Source organism: Azospirillum largimobile, assembly GCF_977007025.2.
The window spans coordinates 1,573,558-1,591,745 of sequence record NZ_CDRMUA020000001.1; the positions used below are offsets into that span (position 1 = coordinate 1,573,558).

At 64.2% G+C, this 18,188-nt stretch carries 13 protein-coding genes; 6 read left to right on the top strand and 7 right to left on the bottom strand.

Features of this window, described 5'->3' with window-relative positions; translation table 11 throughout:
- Window positions 1-116 precede the first annotated feature (116 nt).
- From ACWPKK_RS07305 to ACWPKK_RS07320, 4 genes are all read right to left on the bottom strand, one after another.
- Entirely contained in the window at window positions 117-932 is an 816-nt protein-coding gene (locus ACWPKK_RS07305) for an anti-sigma factor family protein (RefSeq protein WP_452002317.1), read from the bottom strand.
- Window positions 932-1,450: an RNA polymerase sigma factor gene (locus ACWPKK_RS07310; RefSeq protein WP_324865693.1), complete on the bottom strand. Its 519-nt coding sequence runs from the start codon at window positions 1,448-1,450 to the stop codon at window positions 932-934. The genes ACWPKK_RS07305 and ACWPKK_RS07310 overlap by 1 nt, the downstream gene beginning before the upstream one ends.
- Window positions 1,451-1,525: 75 nt before the next feature.
- On the bottom strand, window positions 1,526-2,971 hold the full coding sequence (locus tag ACWPKK_RS07315) for an NADP-dependent isocitrate dehydrogenase (RefSeq protein ID WP_452002320.1): 1,446 nt from the start codon (window positions 2,969-2,971) through the stop codon (window positions 1,526-1,528).
- Between the two features lie 144 nt (window positions 2,972-3,115).
- Window positions 3,116-5,242, bottom strand: a complete 2,127-nt coding sequence (locus ACWPKK_RS07320) for a multicopper oxidase family protein (protein ID WP_452002323.1) — start codon at window positions 5,240-5,242, stop codon at window positions 3,116-3,118.
- A 273-nt stretch (window positions 5,243-5,515) separates the two neighbouring features.
- Between ACWPKK_RS07320 and ACWPKK_RS07325 the strand changes: the two genes are divergently transcribed.
- Entirely contained in the window at window positions 5,516-7,729 is a 2,214-nt protein-coding gene (locus tag ACWPKK_RS07325; RefSeq protein ID WP_452002326.1) for an SLC26A/SulP transporter family protein, read from the top strand.
- Between the two features lie 92 nt (window positions 7,730-7,821).
- On the opposite strand, the gene ACWPKK_RS07330 is transcribed toward ACWPKK_RS07325, so the two are convergent.
- A complete protein-coding gene (locus ACWPKK_RS07330) occupies window positions 7,822-8,550 on the bottom strand; it encodes a hypothetical protein (RefSeq protein WP_452002329.1) in 729 nt (242 codons plus the stop codon).
- Between the two features lie 272 nt (window positions 8,551-8,822).
- On the opposite strand from ACWPKK_RS07330, the gene ACWPKK_RS07335 reads away from it, so the two are divergent.
- The gene (locus ACWPKK_RS07335) at window positions 8,823-9,404 is read left to right on the top strand and encodes a hypothetical protein (protein WP_452002332.1); all 582 of its coding nucleotides are present in this window, start codon (window positions 8,823-8,825) and stop codon (window positions 9,402-9,404) included.
- Between the two features lie 523 nt (window positions 9,405-9,927).
- Entirely contained in the window at window positions 9,928-10,926 is a 999-nt protein-coding gene (locus ACWPKK_RS07340) for a reverse transcriptase family protein (protein WP_452002334.1), read from the top strand.
- A gap of 29 nt (window positions 10,927-10,955) precedes the next feature.
- Here the strand turns inward: ACWPKK_RS07340 and ACWPKK_RS07345 are convergent, their stop codons facing one another.
- Entirely contained in the window at window positions 10,956-12,146 is a 1,191-nt protein-coding gene (locus ACWPKK_RS07345; RefSeq protein ID WP_452002337.1) for a vWA domain-containing protein, read from the bottom strand.
- A gap of 61 nt (window positions 12,147-12,207) precedes the next feature.
- On the opposite strand from ACWPKK_RS07345, the gene ACWPKK_RS07350 reads away from it, so the two are divergent.
- The 3 genes from ACWPKK_RS07350 to ACWPKK_RS07360 all read left to right on the top strand — a co-directional run bounded on the left by ACWPKK_RS07350 (window position 12,208) and on the right by ACWPKK_RS07360 (window position 15,308).
- The gene (locus ACWPKK_RS07350) at window positions 12,208-12,786 is read left to right on the top strand and encodes an HD domain-containing protein (RefSeq protein ID WP_324867423.1); all 579 of its coding nucleotides are present in this window, start codon (window positions 12,208-12,210) and stop codon (window positions 12,784-12,786) included.
- A gap of 137 nt (window positions 12,787-12,923) precedes the next feature.
- A complete protein-coding gene (gene ccoG / locus ACWPKK_RS07355; RefSeq protein ID WP_452002340.1) occupies window positions 12,924-14,441 on the top strand; it encodes a cytochrome c oxidase accessory protein CcoG in 1,518 nt (505 codons plus the stop codon).
- Window positions 14,442-14,606: 165 nt separating this feature from the next.
- A complete protein-coding gene (locus ACWPKK_RS07360; protein ID WP_310113132.1) occupies window positions 14,607-15,308 on the top strand; it encodes a hypothetical protein in 702 nt (233 codons plus the stop codon).
- Window positions 15,309-15,332: 24 nt separating this feature from the next.
- Here ACWPKK_RS07360 and ACWPKK_RS07365 read toward each other — a convergent pair whose 3' ends face one another.
- A complete protein-coding gene (locus tag ACWPKK_RS07365; RefSeq protein ID WP_452002343.1) occupies window positions 15,333-18,179 on the bottom strand; it encodes a [protein-PII] uridylyltransferase in 2,847 nt (948 codons plus the stop codon).
- Window positions 18,180-18,188 lie beyond the last annotated feature (9 nt).

Here is an 18,188-nt window from a genome sequence, read left to right on the forward strand (position 1 = left end):
TGCCGTTTTCCATAAGCCGCAACATTTTGTGCCAGCCGGTGAGGAAGCTACCAGATGACGGCCGCCGACGATAGGGGGGCGCGGCAACATTCCTGTTGATAAGTCCGTGGGTAGACTCATGAATTCAGAGCGCCATACACCTCCTCCGCGACGCCGGACAGAGTGTCCCGATCGAGCTCTCCGGTGACGGCCAGCGCTAAGCCATTGTCTTGCCAATACAAAGCACGAACCCCGCCATCCTGGGCGAAGCGGAATGCCGAACCTGAGGTGTTAGGAGCGGGGCGGATATACAACGTGATGCGGCGCCCAGCCGCATCCTCGTACATGTACAAGGCCACAGGTCCAACGGAATCGGCCAAAAGACGCCCGCCGATCAGCTGGTAGCCCCCTCGTGTGACTTTTGGGCAACGCATATTCTTGCCCAGCCGCTTGGACAGCCAGTTCACGAGATGAGCCTCCTCCTCCACGCCGATCTCGACCGGATGGCGAACCTCGACGGAGAAGACGCGGTGGGCGGCGACTGCATCGGCGATGAAGGCGGCGGTCGGCGGCTCACCCGCCCCGGTCATCCGGTCGCGCAGTACCCAGCCGCTGGTTGCGCCGGCAACGAAGACCAGGAGAGAGGCGGCCACCGCGGTACCCCACAGCGCTCCCCTGCCCCAGCGTGAGACGTTCCAGCGGCTGGGCGCAGGGTCCGGATGCTCGCGCGCGGTAAAGGGCGGGGTCAGGCGGTCGGGCAGCGGCTGGTCGATCAGCGGACCGAAACACTGTCCCAGCATGGCACGCTGAGCGCGGTAGCGTTCGAAGCGTTGGGCGATCTCGGGGTGGTCGGCGAGGTGGCGCTCGACATCGGCCAGACGCTCCTCCGGCAATTCGCCGTCCAGCCAAGCGTGAAGCTCGGCCTCGGTCACGGGATTGTGGGTGCCGCTCATCACTTGATCCTCCTGACCACCTGCTGGGTTCCGCCGTCGAGCAAGACCCTCAGCTTTTCGCGCGCCCGGGCCAGCCGCGACATCACCGTTCCGATCGGCAGTTCAAGAACCTCCGCCACCTCGCGGTAGGACAGCCCCTCCATTCCCGTCAGCAGCAGGATGGTGCGGTGTTCGTCGCTCAACTGGGCGAAGGCGCGAGCGAAGTCGCGCACCGCCCCGCGGTCGGCCGGCGGCGCGCTGAGCGCCAGATCGTCGGCCAGATCCTCCACCGGCACCTCCGCGCCGCGCCGCCGCCGGCCGCGCTGGCTGGAGACGTGCAGGTTGTGCAGGATGGTCATCAGCCAGCCGCCGAGCTTCGACGGGTCGCGCAACGCATGGCGGTTGGCCAGCGCCTTCTCCACGCAATCCTGCACCAGATCGTCTGCATCGGAACGGTTGCCCACCAGGGCGGTGGCATAGCGCCGAAGCCGCGGCACATGGTCGGCGATGGCGCGGTCATCGATGTCGGGCGGGCTCATCAAAGGTCCGGAAAGGGCGTCGTCACCGCTCATGACGCCCTGCCCCGCCGTTTTATTCCAGCCGCCCCCATGGATTCACAGCCCCGGCGAGGAGAAGCCGGCCTTGCCGTCGAAATTGCAGAGATTCTCGGTCTGGGTGAAGTCGATCCCGGCCTCCGCCAGCCGCCCCAGCAGTTCGACGATGGCCCCGTGCTGCACCGGCCCGCCATGCGCCAGGAACCTGCAGCGCCAATGGTCGGTGCAGAAGACGTCTGCGTTGCCGTCAGGCCAGACCCGTTGCGAACGGTTGGAGATGCTGGCGAGCGTCAGCGCCTCGGTCGACAGCGGCAGCACCAGCTCCGCCAGATCGTCGGGCAGGCCGCCGGACCATTGCAGGAAAACGTCGACCCCCACCAGTTCCTTGAGCGCGCGGACGCGCGGCGCCAGACGGTTCAATCCGTCATAGGCCGGCCGCATGGTGGAATAGCCGACCGGCGGCATGGTGACGGGGGTCTGCCCAAGCCGCTCCACCACCGCCTCGGCGAAGGCGCCGGTGCCCGCACGCACCCGGCCCAATCCGCGGGCGTAGATGTCGGCGGTGTGGATGCCGTCCTCGATCGTCTTCAGCCACGCATTGTGGATGCGCGCGGCGATGTCGCCCTGGCCGATATGGACCAGCATCATCACCGCGGCCATCAGCAGGCCGGACGGGTTGGCGATCCCCTGCCCGGCGATCATCGGGGCGGAGCCGTGGATCGCCTCGAACATGGCGCAGGTCTCGCCGATGTTGGCCGAGCCGGCCAGCCCGACCGAGCCGGTCAGCTGGGCCGCGATGTCCGACACGATGTCGCCGTAGAGGTTCAGGGTGACGATGACGTCGAAGCGCTCCGGCTGGTCGGCAAGCCGGGCGGCGCCGATGTCGACGATCATGTGGTCGGCCTTGATCTCCGGATAATCGGCGGCGATCTCGTAGAAGATTTTCAGGAACAGCCCGTCCGTCATCTTCATGACGTTGTCCTTGACGAAGGCCGTCACCTTTTGCCGGTGGTTGGAGCGGGCGAAGTCGAAGGCGTAGCGGACGATGCGTTCCGAGCCCGGGCGCGAGATCAGCTTCACCGACTGGATCACGTCGTCGGTCTGCCGGTGCTCGATGCCGGCGTAGAGGTCTTCCTCGTTCTCGCGGATGATCACCACGTCCATGCGCGGATGCCGGGTCCGCACATAGGGATGGTAGGACACGCAGGGACGGACGTTGGCGAACAGGCCCAGCGTGGTGCGGGCGACGACGTTGAGCGACTTGTTGCCGTATCCCTGGGGCATGGTGATCGGCCCCTTCAGGAAGACGCGCGTGCGGCGGATCGACCCCCAGCCGGCGGCATCCAGCCCGCCGGGATGGCCGCGCTTGTAGACCGCCTCGCCCGCCGGAACCTCTTCCACCTTCAGCCGCGCGCCGGCGGCAGTCATCACATGAAGCACCGCGTCCGTGATCTCTGGGCCGATGCCGTCGCCGCGGGCGACCGTGACGGGGGTGATATCGCGCATGCACTCACTCCAAGGGGACGCGCGACCGTAGACGGAAACCGGGGGATTTTTCAATGGTTGGAGGCAGCGACGGATCGCAGCAACCGGCCGGCAGCGGAAGGGGCCCCCTCTTCCCGCCTTTGGGGGAAGAGGGGGTCGCACCGGTCAGTGATGAGCCCCGGCAAGGCCGCCGTGGCCGTCCGGCACGCCGATGCTGACATTCTGCATCATGCCCTGGTCCTCGTGGTCGAGGATGTGGCAGTGCAGGACATATTCACCGATGAAGCGCTCGTACCGGGTGCGGACGGTCACCTTGTAGGTGCCCTTCGGCGGCTCGGTGGAGCTGAGCGGCTTGGTGATGTCGCTCTTCACCCAGATGGTGTCCTTCCACACGCCCTTCATGCCGGCATAGTCGGGGTCGCCGGAGCCGGCTTCGCTGACGTCGCGCCCGTCGGGACCGATGATAGACACGACCTGGAACGGGTTGACGTGGATGTGGAAGGGATGGCTGACGAAGTAGGACTGCAGTTCCCACTGCTGGGCGGTGCCCAGCACCACGGGCCGGTCGACCACGCTCGGCTGGTAGGCGGACGCCCCCTTGGGGCCATAGGTGCCGTCGGGGTTCTGCACCACCTCGAAGCTGTTGGAGACCTGGAACAGCGGGTTGGTCCGCGTCGCATCCTTGGGCGGGACGTTGATGTAGAAGACCAGTTCCTGCTTGGGCTGGTGCACCACCTCATGCTCGGTGATCGGCGGGTGGGCGGTGAAGCGGGTGAAGCGCGGGCAATAGGGGGTATCGACCATCGTCTTCCCGAAGCAGCGGGCGTTCAGGTCGCCGATCACCTCCTTGGCGACGGCCGGCGCGTATTTCGTCGCGTTGGCCGACAGCTGGCGGATGATCTCCTTCACCGGGTCCTTGACCACGCGGTCGCCGCGCACGCGGACGAAGCCGAGCACGCCGGTGGAGGTCGCGGTCTGGTCCGGGCTGGCGTTGGCCGCCGACGGCTTGTTGACGACGCAATAGATGCCGGGCTCGGGGAAGTTGACGAGCAGGTCGTCGCGATAGCCGGGCTGCATCGGCACGCTGGTGCGCACCTGCCCCTCGTTCAGGGTCAGGCCGTCCGCGGCGGCCAGGATGTAGGGGACCGGTTGTCCGGTGCAGCGTTCCTTGGCGAAGCGGTCCTGGTCGGCGGCCGACAGGGTCTTCTCGCGCTGGAAGAAGTCGGTGACGTCGAGCTTGCGGAACTCCACCGTGATGGGGGAACGCACGCCGCCATGGATCAGGCGCCAACGCTCGGTCTCGCCGGTCTTCGCGTTCGCAAAGATCGGGCGCACGCGGCCGTTGACGGTGGTGAAGCGCCCGGACTGTTCCCAGGTGTTCGGCCCGAACTGATCGTAGGACACGATCTCGCCCACCTCGCCCGGTGCGCAGCTCCAGTCGACGGTCTTCTTCACCGGATCGATGTACTTCAGCTTGCCGTCCTTGGTGCAGGCGTAGGGGATCTGCTCGAACAGCAGGACCCGCTCGGTCATCGCCACGCCCTTGGGGCTCTTCAGCAGGGTGTCGAGATCGCCGTTGGCGTCCTTGGTCGGCGGACGGTCGCCGCGGATGATCAGCGCACCGGCCATGCCGCTGCCGACCTGCAGCGCGGTGGAGCCGTGGCGGTGCGGGTGGTACCAGAAGGTGCCCGCCGGATGGTCGGCCGGGATGTTGTATTCATATTCGAAGGTGACGCCGGGATTGATCGACACCAGGACATTGTCGCTGTTGCCGGTCGGGCTGACCCAGACGCCGTGGCTGTGCAGGTTGGTGCCGTTGAAGCAGTGCGGGTTGTTGATGTCCGCCTGCGCCTGGTTGTTGCAGTCGGGATCGGGCGGCAGCTGGTTCTGCAGCTTGATACGGACGGTATCGCCCGGCGTCGCTTCGATGGTGGGGGCGACATAGGGGTGGTTGGGGTCGACGTCGGTGCCGCGGTAGCTGCGCAGCCGCACCGGATCGGGCCGCCCCTGCGCCGGGTTGCGGATGTAGCCGTCGGTGAAGGCCACGAACAGGTCGTAATTGCGCACTTGGCCGGTATGCGGCCGGGGAGCCGTCTGCGGCTGGCGCAGCAGGAGCGAACCGGCGCGCGGCGAGGCCGAATTGTTCAGCACCGGCGGATTGCCGAAGGATTCGCCGGCCGGCTCGGCGCTGCCCTTCGCGGGAGCGGTTGCCGCCATGGCGGCCGGCGCCACTCCCAGCGTCAGGGGCAGCGCCAGGGGCAGCAGCACGCCCAATAAGTATGCATTCTTCATGAAATGCTCCATCTGATACGGATGGTGGAGGGTATGATGCGTCTCAAAAATTGTTAATTGTAACATTGTCACACGTTGAATCATGCGGCGCCCGTTGATGGGCGACTGCGCAATGCTGGGTGGAGGAACACAATTCATCACCGCATACAGCTTGCCTGAGGCCGGGAAAATCTGCTCACTGTCGCGCCTGCGCCGATGTCCGGCGCCGTAGAAATCAGGCTCCCCGCAGCAGTGGCCGAAGCTGGCCAGAGAAACCGGACCCCACCCGAAATCATGAGCGACGCGCTTCCGCAGAACAGACAGACCGGACGCGGCAAAACCCTGGTCGCTTCGGTGATGATCGGGCTGATCGCCGGCATCGACAATTTGGGTAACGGGCTGGCGATCGCGGCACTTCTGTTCACCGGCCCGCTGGCGACCGGGCTGGGCGCCGGGGTTGGCGTGGTTCTGTTGAGCGCCGCGATCCTGGCCCTGCTGGTCGCCTTGCGCAGCACGCAGCCGAACTCCGTCGCCCTGGTGCAAGAGACGGGGGTCGCCATCCTCGCCTCCACCGTCGCGACCATGGCGGCGGGGCTGCAGGACGCGCCGGACGGGGTGAAGGTCGCCACCGCCTTTGCGATCCTGGGCGGCAGCACGCTAGTGACCGGGCTGCTGTTCTGGATGGTGGGGCGGCTGCGGCTGGGCCGGCTGGTGCGCTTCTTCCCGTATCCGGTGGTGGCCGGCTTCCTCGCCGGGTCGGGCTGGCTGCTTGTGGAGGGCACACTGGCGATGGTCAGCGGGCGGCATGGGCTGGCGGCCGGCATCGCCGAATTGGCGAGCCCGGCCATTGCCTTCACCGCGACGGCGGCGGCCGGGCTGGCGGCACTGCTGGTCGCGGTGATGCGGCGCAGCGACAGCCCCTTCGCCATGCCGCTGGCGCTGCTGGCGGCTGCGCTGGCCTTCCATGCCGCCCTGCCCCTGCTGGGGTTGACGGCGGAGCAGGTGCGCGGCTGGGGCTGGCTGCCGGGCATAGTAGGGGATGCGGGGTTCAGCCTGCCGGTGCCGACCGAGATCCTGGCCCTTGCCGACTGGGGCCGGGTGGCGGAGGCGGTGCCGGCGATGGTGTCGGTCGCCGTGCTGGGCATGCTGGGCCTTCTGTTGAATGTCAGCGGGATCGAACTGGCGCAGGGCCGCGACATCGACGCGGATGCGGAGCTGCGGTCCACCGGTGCCGCCAACCTGATGGCCGGGGCGCTGGGCGGGCCGTCGGGATATGTCGGGCTGGGAATGACGCTGCTGGCCGGGCGGATGGGCGCCACCGGGCGCGGGGCCGGGCTGGCGACCGCGGCGGTGATCCTGGGCGGGTTGTTCGTTGCTGGATGGCTGGTGTCGGTGACGCCGGTGTTCTTGACCGCCGGGCTGATCCTGTTCCTGGGGGTCGAGCTGCTGATGGAGTGGCTGGTCGAGGCCCGCCACCGCCTGCCGCGGACGGAGTGGCTGATCGTGCTGGCCGTGGTGCTGGCGATCGCCGGCATCGGCTTCATGGAAGGGCTGGCGCTGGGGCTGGCGGTGTCGCTGGCCATGTTCGTCTACAGCTATTCCCGGCTGCCGGTGATCCGCGGCCGTCACAGCGGAGCCGAACTGCGCAGCCGCGTCGACCGCAGCCCGGCGGCGAGCCTGCATCTGACCGGCGCCGGCGCGGCCATCGAGGCGATGCAGTTGCAGGGATACCTGTTCTTCGGCACCGCCGAGCAGATCGTCGCCCCGGTCCGCCGCCGGCTGGAGCAGGCGGGCGGGCAGCCCTTGCGCTTCCTGGTCATCGATTTCCGCCACATCAAGGGCATGGATTCGGCGGCGGCCGGGGTGTTCCGCCGCATCCGCAACCTGATGGAGGCGGCCGGCGCCACGCTGGTGCTGAGCGCCCTGCCCGCCGCCGTCGATGAGGCCTTCCGCAACAGCGGCCTGGACCCCGACGGCGACCCGGTGCTGCGCCGCGCCCCCGACCTGGACCATGCGCTGGAATCCTGCGAGGAGGCGCTGCTGGCCGAAACCGGGCGGGACGGCAGTGACGCCCCGCTGCTGCGCCATCTGGAGGGGATGACCGGGCCGCACCCGCGGCTGGGCGATGCGGTGGCGGCGCTCGACACCCTGCATCTGCAGCCGGACGAGCTGCTGATCCGCGCCGGCGAGGCGGCGAGCGACATCTTCATCATCGGCAGCGGCCGGGTGAAGGTGCAGATCACCTTGCCCGACGGCCGGCCGCTGCGCCTGCGCAGCATGACCGCCGGGGCGGTGGTGGGGGAGATCGCCCTTCTGCTGGGCCAGACCCGCGGCGCCGACGTGGTGGTGGAGGCTCCCTCCACCATCCACCGCCTGACCGCCGCGACCCTGGCACGGCTGGAGCGCGAGGACCCGGAACTGGCGCTGGTCCTGCACCGCATCCTGGCGACCACGCTGGCCCAGAAGGTGACTCTGGCGAACCGGGTGATCGAGCAGGCTGCGGGCTGAGGCGGTCGGTTGGCGGTGAATGGAACGTTTGAAACGCCGTGAACCGTTTTCGCGGCAGCGTTCAACCGTTCCATCCGTTCATTGGGGGCCGCTCACCGGCGGCGGGTGTACGGCCCCTCCCCACCCTGCCGTTCCAGCGCCGAGCCGAGATTCGGATACGGATCGCTGGGATTGTAGGTCCAAGGATAGACGCCCTTCGGCCCCTCGGCCTCCGGCCGGGCGAGGATGGCGGCGATGTTGTCCGGATCGGGCTGCCGGCGCTCGCGGATCGCGCCGGGGACGCTGTCTTCGTCGAAATCGGGGACCGACGTGGCCGGCGCTTCGGCGGGCGGGTTTTCCGGAGTGGCCGGAGCGGCGGCGCGGGTGCCGGGGGCGGTCGGGGCGGCGTCCGTCCGGTCGGCGCCGAACTCCTTGAGCAGGCCGAGCTTCTCGGCCAGCCAGCGCACGGTGCCGGGATCGCCGATGGAGACCAGCCGCTCGATCTGCTCCGTCACCAGGGCGCGGAGCGAGGACAGGCGAAGCTCCGCCTCCCGGTTCAGCGCCTGCCTTTCCCACCAGACCCGATGGCGGAAGTGCTGCGAGCCGTAATAGGCCCGCCACAGCGTGGTGCGGCTGCAGCCCATGGCACGGGCGACCTGCTGAAAGGAGGCGCCGCGCGCCAGCATGCCGGCGGCCATGATCCACTGTTCCTCGTGAAAGCGCGATCCGGGAACGAGGGAGCCGTCCGGCGGGACCGGCGGCTCTTCGGCCCAGCAGGGGAAGCGGTCGGCGGGACGGGCGGCGGAGGAGGCGGCTTCGGCGGGGTTCAGACAATCGGGCATGGGGCGTCTCCGGGGCTGGGTGGGTGGACGCTCCTATTTCAGCAGAAGCTAAGACGAATTTATAGGAATAAAATCGTATGTCGCCATTATCCCTGCTTCGCGTAATCGCATACTCTTTGACGAAGATCCACTTGAGCGATAAAGTGTTACTAAGTTCGGTATGATCGGGTTCCGACTATGCATTTCATTACCGATTCGTTCACAATTTCTAATTGTTAAATTAGAAATAATAGTAATATAGTGAGAATATTGGCGCTGGATGATATGCAAAAATGAATCACAGACAGTACATATCGAAACAATTTGAACTCGCCTCTACGAGGTATAGAGAAGAAATCAATATATTTCTTGCAGGTCCATTTATTAAACCTAGCGAACCGATGCCAGAAGGAGAGGGCATAACACCAGCCCACAAGGCACGTTATAGCTTGTTCCACCGTATTAATAGGGACGAGGGGATAAGTCCAAGCCTTGGAGAGCATAAAGATCTTCTGGAAGTTGGAACTAGCGCGTTCAAAGCCCTAAGTAACGCTCATGTTGCAGAGTTGCTAATCGCAAAAGATCATTGCGACGCGATAATTATACTACCATCGAGCCCAGGCTCTTTTTGCGAAATTGGGCTTTTTGCCAACTACGAAGAGATTTGCCGGAAAATGCTAATTATAGTTGATGAGAGGTTTAAAGATGCTGAGTCCTACTTTTCACTGGGACCTCTCAAAGAGGCGGGCTCTAACTATTCCGAGATCGAATTTTGTGATTACGAAAATATTGATAAAATGTGGGAAATATCATCAACGTTTATCGAGAAAATACGCAATAAGAAAATGATCGCTCGGATGAAAGCCGCAAGATGAAACAGGAAAGCGACGAAACAGAAAACATTACACATCTTAAAAATTCTGAACTCATATATTTGTTTTCTTTATCAATTTCTCAACCGGCAAGGATTCAGGAAATTGTAAAGAAGTCAAACATATATTTTGAGAGCCATTCGAGCATATCTTATTTCAACGAGAATTATGAAATCATTCATCGGTCGATGCGCGGTCGAGAACTAGTGATACCGGTACGCCGTGGCGTGTATTTTCTAAGCACTTTAGGACGACTTTTGCTCCGTAATCTGGGTCTACACAAAGCGTCAGCAAACGAGCGACTTTTTTTGATGAAAAGAGAACGCAAACGCGCTAGAAAGAGGTAGGCGGGATGGACGATGTGTCCCTTTGGGTGCTGTTTCGGCATCCAGAGTATATGGTTCTGGATATACGGGGCCACGGATTGAAGGCCGGCACCACGACGTTGGAGCCGGCCAACGTCGTGGCGCCGGCCTTCAATCCGTGACTACAATGCAGTTCAAGTAACTGGCAGTTGAGGGACCTGATGCCATCCCGCTCATATTATAAGCCTACCGACTTCAGCCACATCGAACTTCTGCTACTCGACCTTCATGGGGAGAGCTACGAAGACTATCTATCGGTACCGAATAGAGAATTGCACTGCCCTCTTATAAACGAAGATTCCTTAGCCGCAGCTCTTGGCATAGACCTTAAAATCTTAAAAAACATCGCCCACCGGGCCTCAAAACACTACCGAAACTTCAAAATCACTCAAAAGAACAACAAAATTCGGTCTATATCGGCACCAAGAACCTACTTGAAGGTAATACAATGGTGGATACTCGATAATTTACTAGCTCAATCACATTGGCCTGAATGCGTTCAAGGTTTTATAGCCGGCCGAAGCGCTCTTACAAATGCTAGATTTCACTCAGGAGCAAAGCATATTGTAAACATAGATGTTAAAGATTTTTTTCCTTCTATCTCTGACACAAAAGTGAATTTGGTCTTCGAAGAACTAGGATATCGAAATACTTTATCGAGAATATTAACAAAACTATGCACACTCCATGGAGCCCTACCTCAAGGCGCACCAACCAGCCCTGCTCTTGCAAATCTTGCAAGTAGAGAAATGGATATTGACTTTATACGACTAGGGGAGAGTCTAAATTGCAAATATACTCGATATGCAGATGATATAACCTTTTCGTCTGAAAAAAGGATCGACGCGGATATAGTTTCATATTCAAGCGAGATATTATCGAAATACGGGCTTCGCGCCAACCACTCAAAAACCAGAGTTACGGGCAAAGGGGGAAGACTTGAGGTTACAGGATTTGTAATTAATGATACTCCGCAACTCCCTAGGGCTTGGAGGAAACGGGTCAGAGCAATACTCCACCAAGCATCATTATCTCCGAACAGTTTCTCCGAAAGGAAAAAAGAGGTTTCTGGCTATATCTCTATGTACAGTTCATTTTCTGATAATAAATTAATGATAGAATCATACAAAAAGATTCTAAACGCGATACCAGATAAATAGGTGGGAGAATATTTGTTTAGAACGCCCCCTCACCTCCCCAACTCCCGCATAGCCCCGTCCAGCCCCTCCAGCGTCAGTGGGAACATCCGGCCTCCCATCAGGCGCTGGAGCAGGCGGGTGCTTTCGGTGTAGTCCCAGTACTGCGGCGGGGTCGGGTTCAACCAGACGGCCTTGCCGTAGACCGACAACAGGCGCTGCATCCACACCTGCCCGGCTTCCTCGTTCCAGTGCTCGACGCTGCCGCCGGGGTAGACGATCTCGTAGGGGCTCATGGCGGCGTCGCCGACGAAGACCAGCTTGTAGTCGGCGGGATAGGTGTGCAGCACGTCCCAGGTGGAGATGCGCTCGGTATTGCGCCGCGCGTTGTCGCGCCAGACGCCCTCGTAGACGCAGTTGTGGAAGTAGAAGTGCTCCAGGTGCTTGAATTCGCTGCGCGCGGCGGAGAACAGCTCCTCCACCAGACGGATGTGGTCGTCCATCGAGCCGCCGATGTCGAGGAACAGCAGGACCTTGATCGTGTTGTGCCGCTCCGGAACCATCTTCAGGTCGAGCCAGCCGGCATTGGCGGCGGTGGCGCGGATGGTGCCGGGCAAGTCCAGTTCGCTGGCCGCGCCGCTGCGGGCGAATTTGCGCAGGCGGCGCAGGGCCACCTTGATGTTGCGGGTGCCGATCTCCACCCGGTCGTCGAGGTTCTTGAACTCGCGGCGATCCCACACCTTGACGGCGCGGCGGTGGCGGCTCTCGTGCTGGCCGATGCGCACGCCCTCCGGGTTGTAGCCGTAGGCGCCGAAGGGCGAGGTGCCGGCGGTGCCGATCCATTTCGATCCGCCCTGGTGCCGGCCCTTCTGCTCGGCCAGACGCTGGGCCAGCGTCTCCATCAGCTTGCCCCAGCCGCCGAGCGCCTGGACCTGCGCCTTTTCCTCTTCGGTCAGGAAGCGCTCGGCCAGCTTGCGCAGCCAGTCCTCCGGTAGGTCGGTGACGGGAACCTCCTCGCCGGCGGGAGTGTCGTCGGTCAGGCCCTTGAAGGTGGCGCCGAAGACGCGGTCGAAGCGGTCGAGATTGCGCTCATCCTTAACCAAGCATGCACGACTGAGGTAATAGAAGTCCTCGACGCGGAAGGACGCGGTGCCCTGCTTCATGGCCTCCATGAGCGTCAGGTACTCCGTCAGCGAGACGGGGACGCCGGCCTTGCGCAGATCGAAGAAGAAACTCGTGAACATGAGCGCGGTCCTTCGCACGGTCCTACCAAGCGGAGAGTAATGCCCCAGCCGAGAGAACACCATGAGCCTGCAGAACGCTTCATTGCCGAACGCCCCCCTCCTCGATTTCGCCCGCGCGCTGGATTTCGCCGCGCACAAGCACATCGACCAGCGCCGCAAGGGCGTGCGCGCCGAGCCTTACGTCAACCACCTGTCGGAAGTGGCCCTGCTGGTGGCGGAGGCGACGGCGGGCAAGGACCCGGTCGTGGTGATCGCGGCGCTGCTGCACGACACGCTGGAGGACACCGACGCCAGCTATGAGGAGATCGAGCAGCTGTTCGGTGCCGAGGTGGTGCAGGTCGTCGCCGAGACCACCGACGACAAGCGCATGTCGAAGGCCGAGCGCAAGCAGCACCAGATCGACGCCGCCCCCCATGCCTCGACGCGGGCGAAGCTGGTGAAGCTGGCCGACAAGGTGTCGAACCTGCGCTCCATGGCGCACAGCCCGCCCGCCGACTGGCCGCTGTCGCGCAAGGTCGAGTATTTCGAATGGGCGCATGCGGTGGTCGCCGGCCTGCGCGGCACCGACGCCCGGCTGGAGGCGCTGTTCGACCGCGCCTATCACGACGGGCTGGCGGAGCTGCGCGGTCAGACCGTGTGAGAGGGCCGGCAGGAGCGGGCCGGGCGACGAAAACGGGGCCGGATTGACATCGCGCAATGCGGCTTCATGACGGAAGTCTTATGGAGAAGCGACGAAGCTGACGCCACCCGTGCCGCTGACGGCCGAGGAACCACGCCATGTCCCTTCCGCAAGAAGACTCCACCCTCACCCGTCGCCCTGCCCAGGCCGCCAAGCCGGCCGCAGCGTCCCACGCCGAACAGCATGAGGAGCCGGGCCGGCACTGGTTCATCAACCGGCCGAAGGTCTATGCCGCAGACGTGAAGGGACGCTTCCGCCAGCTGAAATGGGCGGCCCTGATCGTGCTGCTGGCGATCTACTACATCACGCCGTGGATTCGCTGGGAACGCGGGGCGGGCATCCCGGACCAGGCGGTGCTGATCGACATGGTCGGGCGCCGCGCCTATTTCCTGTGGATCGAGATCTGGCCGCAGGAGGTCTATTACCTGACCGGCCTGCTGATCCTGGGCACCTTCGGCATCTTCTTCGCCACCACGCTGGCCGGGCGAATCTGGTGCGGCTACGCCTGCCCACAGACGGTGTGGACCGACCTGTTCATGTGGGTGGAGCGCAAGATCGAAGGGCCGCGCACCGCCCGCATCCGGCTGGACAAGGCGCCGATGACCGGGGCCAAGCTGGCGCGCAAGGGGGCCAAGCATGCGGCGTGGGTGGCGATCTCGGTGCTGACCGGCGGGGCGTGGGTCTTCTATTTCAACGATGCGCCGACGCTGATGAACGAGCTGCTGCACGGGCAGATCACCAGCGGCGTCGCCACCTTCATCGCGCTGTTCAGCTTCACCACCTATTTCTTTGCCGGCTGGGCGCGCGAGCAGATCTGCATCTATGTCTGCCCGTGGCGCAGCTTCCAGTCGGCGATGGTCGACGAGGACACCTTCCTCGTCACCTATGAGGACTGGCGCGGCGAGGGCCGCGCGCCGCTGCGCAAGTCGCAGAGCTGGGACGACCGCAAGGCGGCGGGGCTGGGCGACTGCATCGACTGCAAGCAGTGCGTCCATGTCTGCCCCACCGGCACCGACATCCGCGAGGGACAGCAGATCTCCTGCATCGGCTGCGGCCTGTGCGTGGATGCCTGCAACGACGTGATGAAGCAGATCGGCCGGCCCATCGACCTGGTGCGCTTCGACACCCAGTCGAACCAGATCGCCAAGATCGACGGCAAGCCGGAACGGGTGAAGCTGGTGCGTGCCCGCACCGTCATCTATTCGCTGATCATGCTGGTCGTGGCCTGCGCCATGGCGATCGCGCTGGTGCTGCGCCCGACGCTGGACGTCAGCGTGCTGCGCGACCGGGCGCCGCTGTTCGTGACGCTGTCGGACGGGTCGGTGCAGAACGCCTACACCATCAAGGTGCTGAACAAGACGCACATCGCCCGCAGCTATACGGTGACGGTCGAGGGGCTGCGCGACGGGCATCTGTCGGTGGCCGGCAATGACGAGGCCGGCAGCGGCGGCAGCCTGACGCTGCGGGCCGAGGCCGACTCGGTGGCGACCTACCGCGTGTTCGTGAAGGTGCCGGCGGCGGCGGTGAAGTCGGGGTCGACGGATGTGGCGGTAATCGCCAAGGACCAGACGAGCGGCGAAGTCGGCAAGCACGCCAGCGTGTTCATGGCGCCGTAACGCCGGAGGCCGGACCGGGCGGACAGCGCAGCGTGCATCCCGAAAACGGAACGGACAGGAGGGAAATGAAATTGGGGGTGGGCAGCCGGCATATGCCCCCCTCCGGACGATGCACGGCGATGCCGAAAGCGCTTGCGCGATCGTGGTTACACTGACCTTTTTTGTTTGGTCTCGAATCTGTTTGCGCGATCATCGGGACCGGGCAATGGGCGGCGGCCGCGTGCAGGACCGTGCAGCCGACAAGGGGGGCATGATTTGAAGAATTACGCCAAAACGATTGCGCTCGCTCCGGACGACGTGCGGCGGGCGATCGTCTATGCCGCCATCAGCCCCACGCCGTCGGTAAGGCTTGATCCCGCGATGCCCAGCCTGGACCGCATCAACTTCATGGTCGATCCGGTGAAAAGCGCGAAGAACCGGCTGAAGATGGTGCTGTTCCCCTGGATGGTCGACGAATTCCGGGGGAAACCGACCAAGACCAAGGCGATATGCATCTTCGACATGTTCCTCGCCGACGGCAAGCAGAAGGACGAGAATTTCAGCCGCCTGAGCGGGCGGATGGACACGATCCGGCAGGATTCCGAACTGGCCAAGAGCATGAGCTGGTTCAAGCGGGTCGCGACGTCGAGCAGCCGCAAGGTCGATGCCAACATCTTCGACGACATGTACCGCATCCACATGCTCGGCAAATCCAACGACTCGCTGTTCATAGCCGCTCATCAGGACTTGTTCCGCCAAATCCTCAGCACGCCGCCGACGACGAGCCTCAGCAGCGAGATCTCAGCCGCCGTGCGGGAAATCCGGCAGGCGTGCGAAACCGCCGGATTTCCGCTCAAGAAACTTGGGCTGACCGACAGCTTCGCCTGAACCGGCGGGCTCCGTACAGCCGGTTCAGGCGCCCGTCACCTTCGTCCTTGTCCGCTTCACCGTCGCGGGCGGGGGAGCGTCGCCGGTGGGGTCGTCCAGCGCGCTCAGCAGGCGTTCCTTGATCTTCGCCAGCTTGCCCTCATGGGTCACCTTCAGGCCGAAGACGTCCTTCACATAGAAGACGTCGATGGCCTTCTCGCCGAAGGTGGAGACCTTGGCCGAGCTGATCTGCAGGGTCAGGTTCGACAGCGCGCGGGTCAGGTCATAGAGCAGGCCGGGACGGTCGCGACCGTTCACCTCGATCACCGTGTGGGTGGTGGAGGCGTTGTTGTCGATCAGCACGCGCGGCGGCACATGGAAGACGCGGGTGCGGCTGGCCTGGGTGGTGCGGCGGGTGGACAGGTCGTTCAGCGGCTTCAACTGGCCCGACAGCACCTTCTCGATCATCACCGACAGCTTGGCGAGCTTGTCGCCGCTCTCAAAGGCGCCGCCGCCGGCGGCGTCCTGCACCGAGAAGACGTCGAGCGCCATGCCGTTGGTCATGGTGAAGATGCGGGCATCGACGATGTCGGCGCCGCAGGCGGCCAGCGCCCCGGCGAGGCGCGAGAACAGGCCGCTGTGGTCGGTGGCGTAGATCGTCACCTCCGTCACCGCGCGGCCGCGGTCGACGCGGGTTTCCACCGTCAGGGGACGCTGCTCCCGCTCGGCATCGCGGACAATGCGGGCCTGATGGGCCAGCGTGTCGGTGTCGAAGGCCAGCCAGTAGCCGGGATAGCCCAGGCCCTTGTGATGCTCGAAGGCGACATCGTCGAAGTCTGTCAGCTCGGCGCGCAAGCTCGACTGGGCGGCCTGGATGCGCCGTCCCCTGCCCTCCACCGTCATGCCGCCGGACATCACCTCTTCGGAGCGGTTGTAGAGTTCGCGGAGAAGCGTGGCCTTCCAGTTGTTCCAGCGTTGCGGACCCACCGCGCGGATGTCCGCCACCGTCAGCACCAGCAGCAGGCGCAGGCGTTCCGGCGACTGGACGAGAGCCACGAAATCGCGGACGGTCTTGTCGTCCTCCAGGTCGCGCTTGAAGGCGGTGTGCGACATGGCAAGGTGCCAGCGCACCAGCCACGCCACGGTTTCCGTCTCCTCCGCCGTCAGGCCGAGGCGCGGGCAGAGCTTCTCGGCGACGCGGGCGCCCAGCACGGAATGGTCGCCGCCGCGGCCCTTGGCGATGTCGTGCAGCAGCACGGCGACGTAGAGCGCGCGCTTCGACACCACCTTGTGGATCACCTCGGTGGACAGCGGCAGCTCGTCTGCATGCTCGCGGGACGCGATCTTGTGCAGGATGCCGAGGGCGAACAGCGTGTGCTCGTCCACCGTGTAGACATGGTACATGTCATACTGCATCTGCGCGACGACCCGGCCGAAGTCGGGGATGAAGCGGGCCATCACCCCGGCCTCGTTCATGCGGCGCAGCGTGATCTCCGGATCCTTGGGACCGGTGAGGATGTCGAGGAAGAGGCGATTGGCCTCCGGATCGTTGCGCAGCTTCGGCCCGATGGCCGACAGCGACCGGGTGATGGAGCGCAGCGCCGCCGGGTGGATGTCGATGTCGTGGATCTGGGCGGTGTGGAACAGGCGGATCATGTCGATCGGCTGTTCCTTGAACTGCTTGTCGCTGCGGGCGTTCAGCCGCTCGCCGTCGACGATGAAGCCGTCCACGTCCTTGCGCCGGGCGACCGAGGCCAGCCGCAGCAGGTTGAACTTGGGCGGGCGCTTCGATTCGGCCTCCAGCGCCGCGCAGAAGATGCGCGTCAGGTCGCCGACGTCCTTGGCGACCAGGAAATAGTGCTTCATGAAGCGTTCGACGCCCTTGGTGCCGGCATGGTCGGTGTAGCCCATGGCGGCGCCGATGCTGGTCTGGACGTCGAAGGTCAGGCGGTCTTCCAGCCGGCCGGTCAGGTAATGCAGGTGGCAGCGCGCGGTCCACAGGAAGTTCTGCGCCTTGGCGAAGCGCTGCGCCTCCTCCGGCGTCAGCACCTTCTTGCCGACCAGCTCGTCCACGCCCTCGACGCGGTAGAGGTATTTGGCGATCCAGAACAGGGTCTGCAGGTCGCGCAGGCCGCCCTTGCCGTCCTTCAGGTTGGGTTCCAGCACATAGCGGCTGTCGCCCATCTTCAGGTGGCGGTTGTCGCGCTCCGCCAGCTTGGCCTCGACGAATTCGGGGCCGGAGCCGGCGACGACCTCCTTGTCGTAGCGCTTGCGCAGCTCGGCGAACAGCTTGCCGGGACCCCAGAGATAGCGCGATTCGAGGATGGCGGTGCGGATGGTGACGTCTGCCTTGGACTGGCGGATGCAGTCGTCGACGCTGCGCACGGCATGGCCGACCTTCAGCCCCAGGTCCCACAGGATGTAGAGCATGTATTCGACCACCTGCTCCACACGCGGCGTGCGCTTGTAGGGCAGCAGGAACAGGAGGTCGATGTCGGAAAAGGGCGCCAGCTCGCCACGGCCGTAGCCGCCGGTGGCCGCCACGTCGAACACCTCGCCGGAGGTCGGGTTGGCGGTGGGGAAGATGAAGCGGACGGTGAAGTCGGCCAGTGTGCCCACCACCCGGTCGGCGAGGTAGCAGTTCTCCCGCACGCACTGCTCGCCCGACCCGCCATCGTCGAAGCGGCGCCGCACCTCCGCCCGCCCCTCGGCCAGCGCCTTGCGCAGGCAGGCGATCAGCGCCGGGCGCAGCTTGTCGCCGGTGCCGTGTTCAGCGACCAGATCCTCCAACTCCCCCGACAGCTTGCGGCGGGAGATGATGGCGCGCTTGTTGGGGATGGCCGGCGCGGGGGTTTCGGGCGGCGTCGGCGTCTTGGAGCGGGCGGACAGCATCGGTCGGGG

Coding starts and splice junctions, on each gene's coding strand:
- ACWPKK_RS07350 (WP_324867423.1), top strand. CDS start 12,208: ATGAGCCTGCAGAACGCTTCATTGCCGAACGCCCCCCTCCTCGATTTC.
- ACWPKK_RS07325 (WP_452002326.1), top strand. CDS start 5,516: ATGAGCGACGCGCTTCCGCAGAACAGACAGACCGGACGCGGCAAAACC.
- ACWPKK_RS07335 (WP_452002332.1), top strand. CDS start 8,823: ATGAATCACAGACAGTACATATCGAAACAATTTGAACTCGCCTCTACG.
- ACWPKK_RS07320 (WP_452002323.1), bottom strand. CDS start 5,242: ATGAAGAATGCATACTTATTGGGCGTGCTGCTGCCCCTGGCGCTGCCC.
- ACWPKK_RS07315 (WP_452002320.1), bottom strand. CDS start 2,971: ATGCGCGATATCACCCCCGTCACGGTCGCCCGCGGCGACGGCATCGGC.
- ccoG (WP_452002340.1), top strand. CDS start 12,924: ATGTCCCTTCCGCAAGAAGACTCCACCCTCACCCGTCGCCCTGCCCAG.
- ACWPKK_RS07365 (WP_452002343.1), bottom strand. CDS start 18,179: ATGCTGTCCGCCCGCTCCAAGACGCCGACGCCGCCCGAAACCCCCGCG.
- ACWPKK_RS07305 (WP_452002317.1), bottom strand. CDS start 932: ATGAGCGGCACCCACAATCCCGTGACCGAGGCCGAGCTTCACGCTTGG.
- ACWPKK_RS07345 (WP_452002337.1), bottom strand. CDS start 12,146: ATGTTCACGAGTTTCTTCTTCGATCTGCGCAAGGCCGGCGTCCCCGTC.
- ACWPKK_RS07340 (WP_452002334.1), top strand. CDS start 9,928: ATGCCATCCCGCTCATATTATAAGCCTACCGACTTCAGCCACATCGAA.
- ACWPKK_RS07310 (WP_324865693.1), bottom strand. CDS start 1,450: ATGAGCCCGCCCGACATCGATGACCGCGCCATCGCCGACCATGTGCCG.
- ACWPKK_RS07330 (WP_452002329.1), bottom strand. CDS start 8,550: ATGCCCGATTGTCTGAACCCCGCCGAAGCCGCCTCCTCCGCCGCCCGT.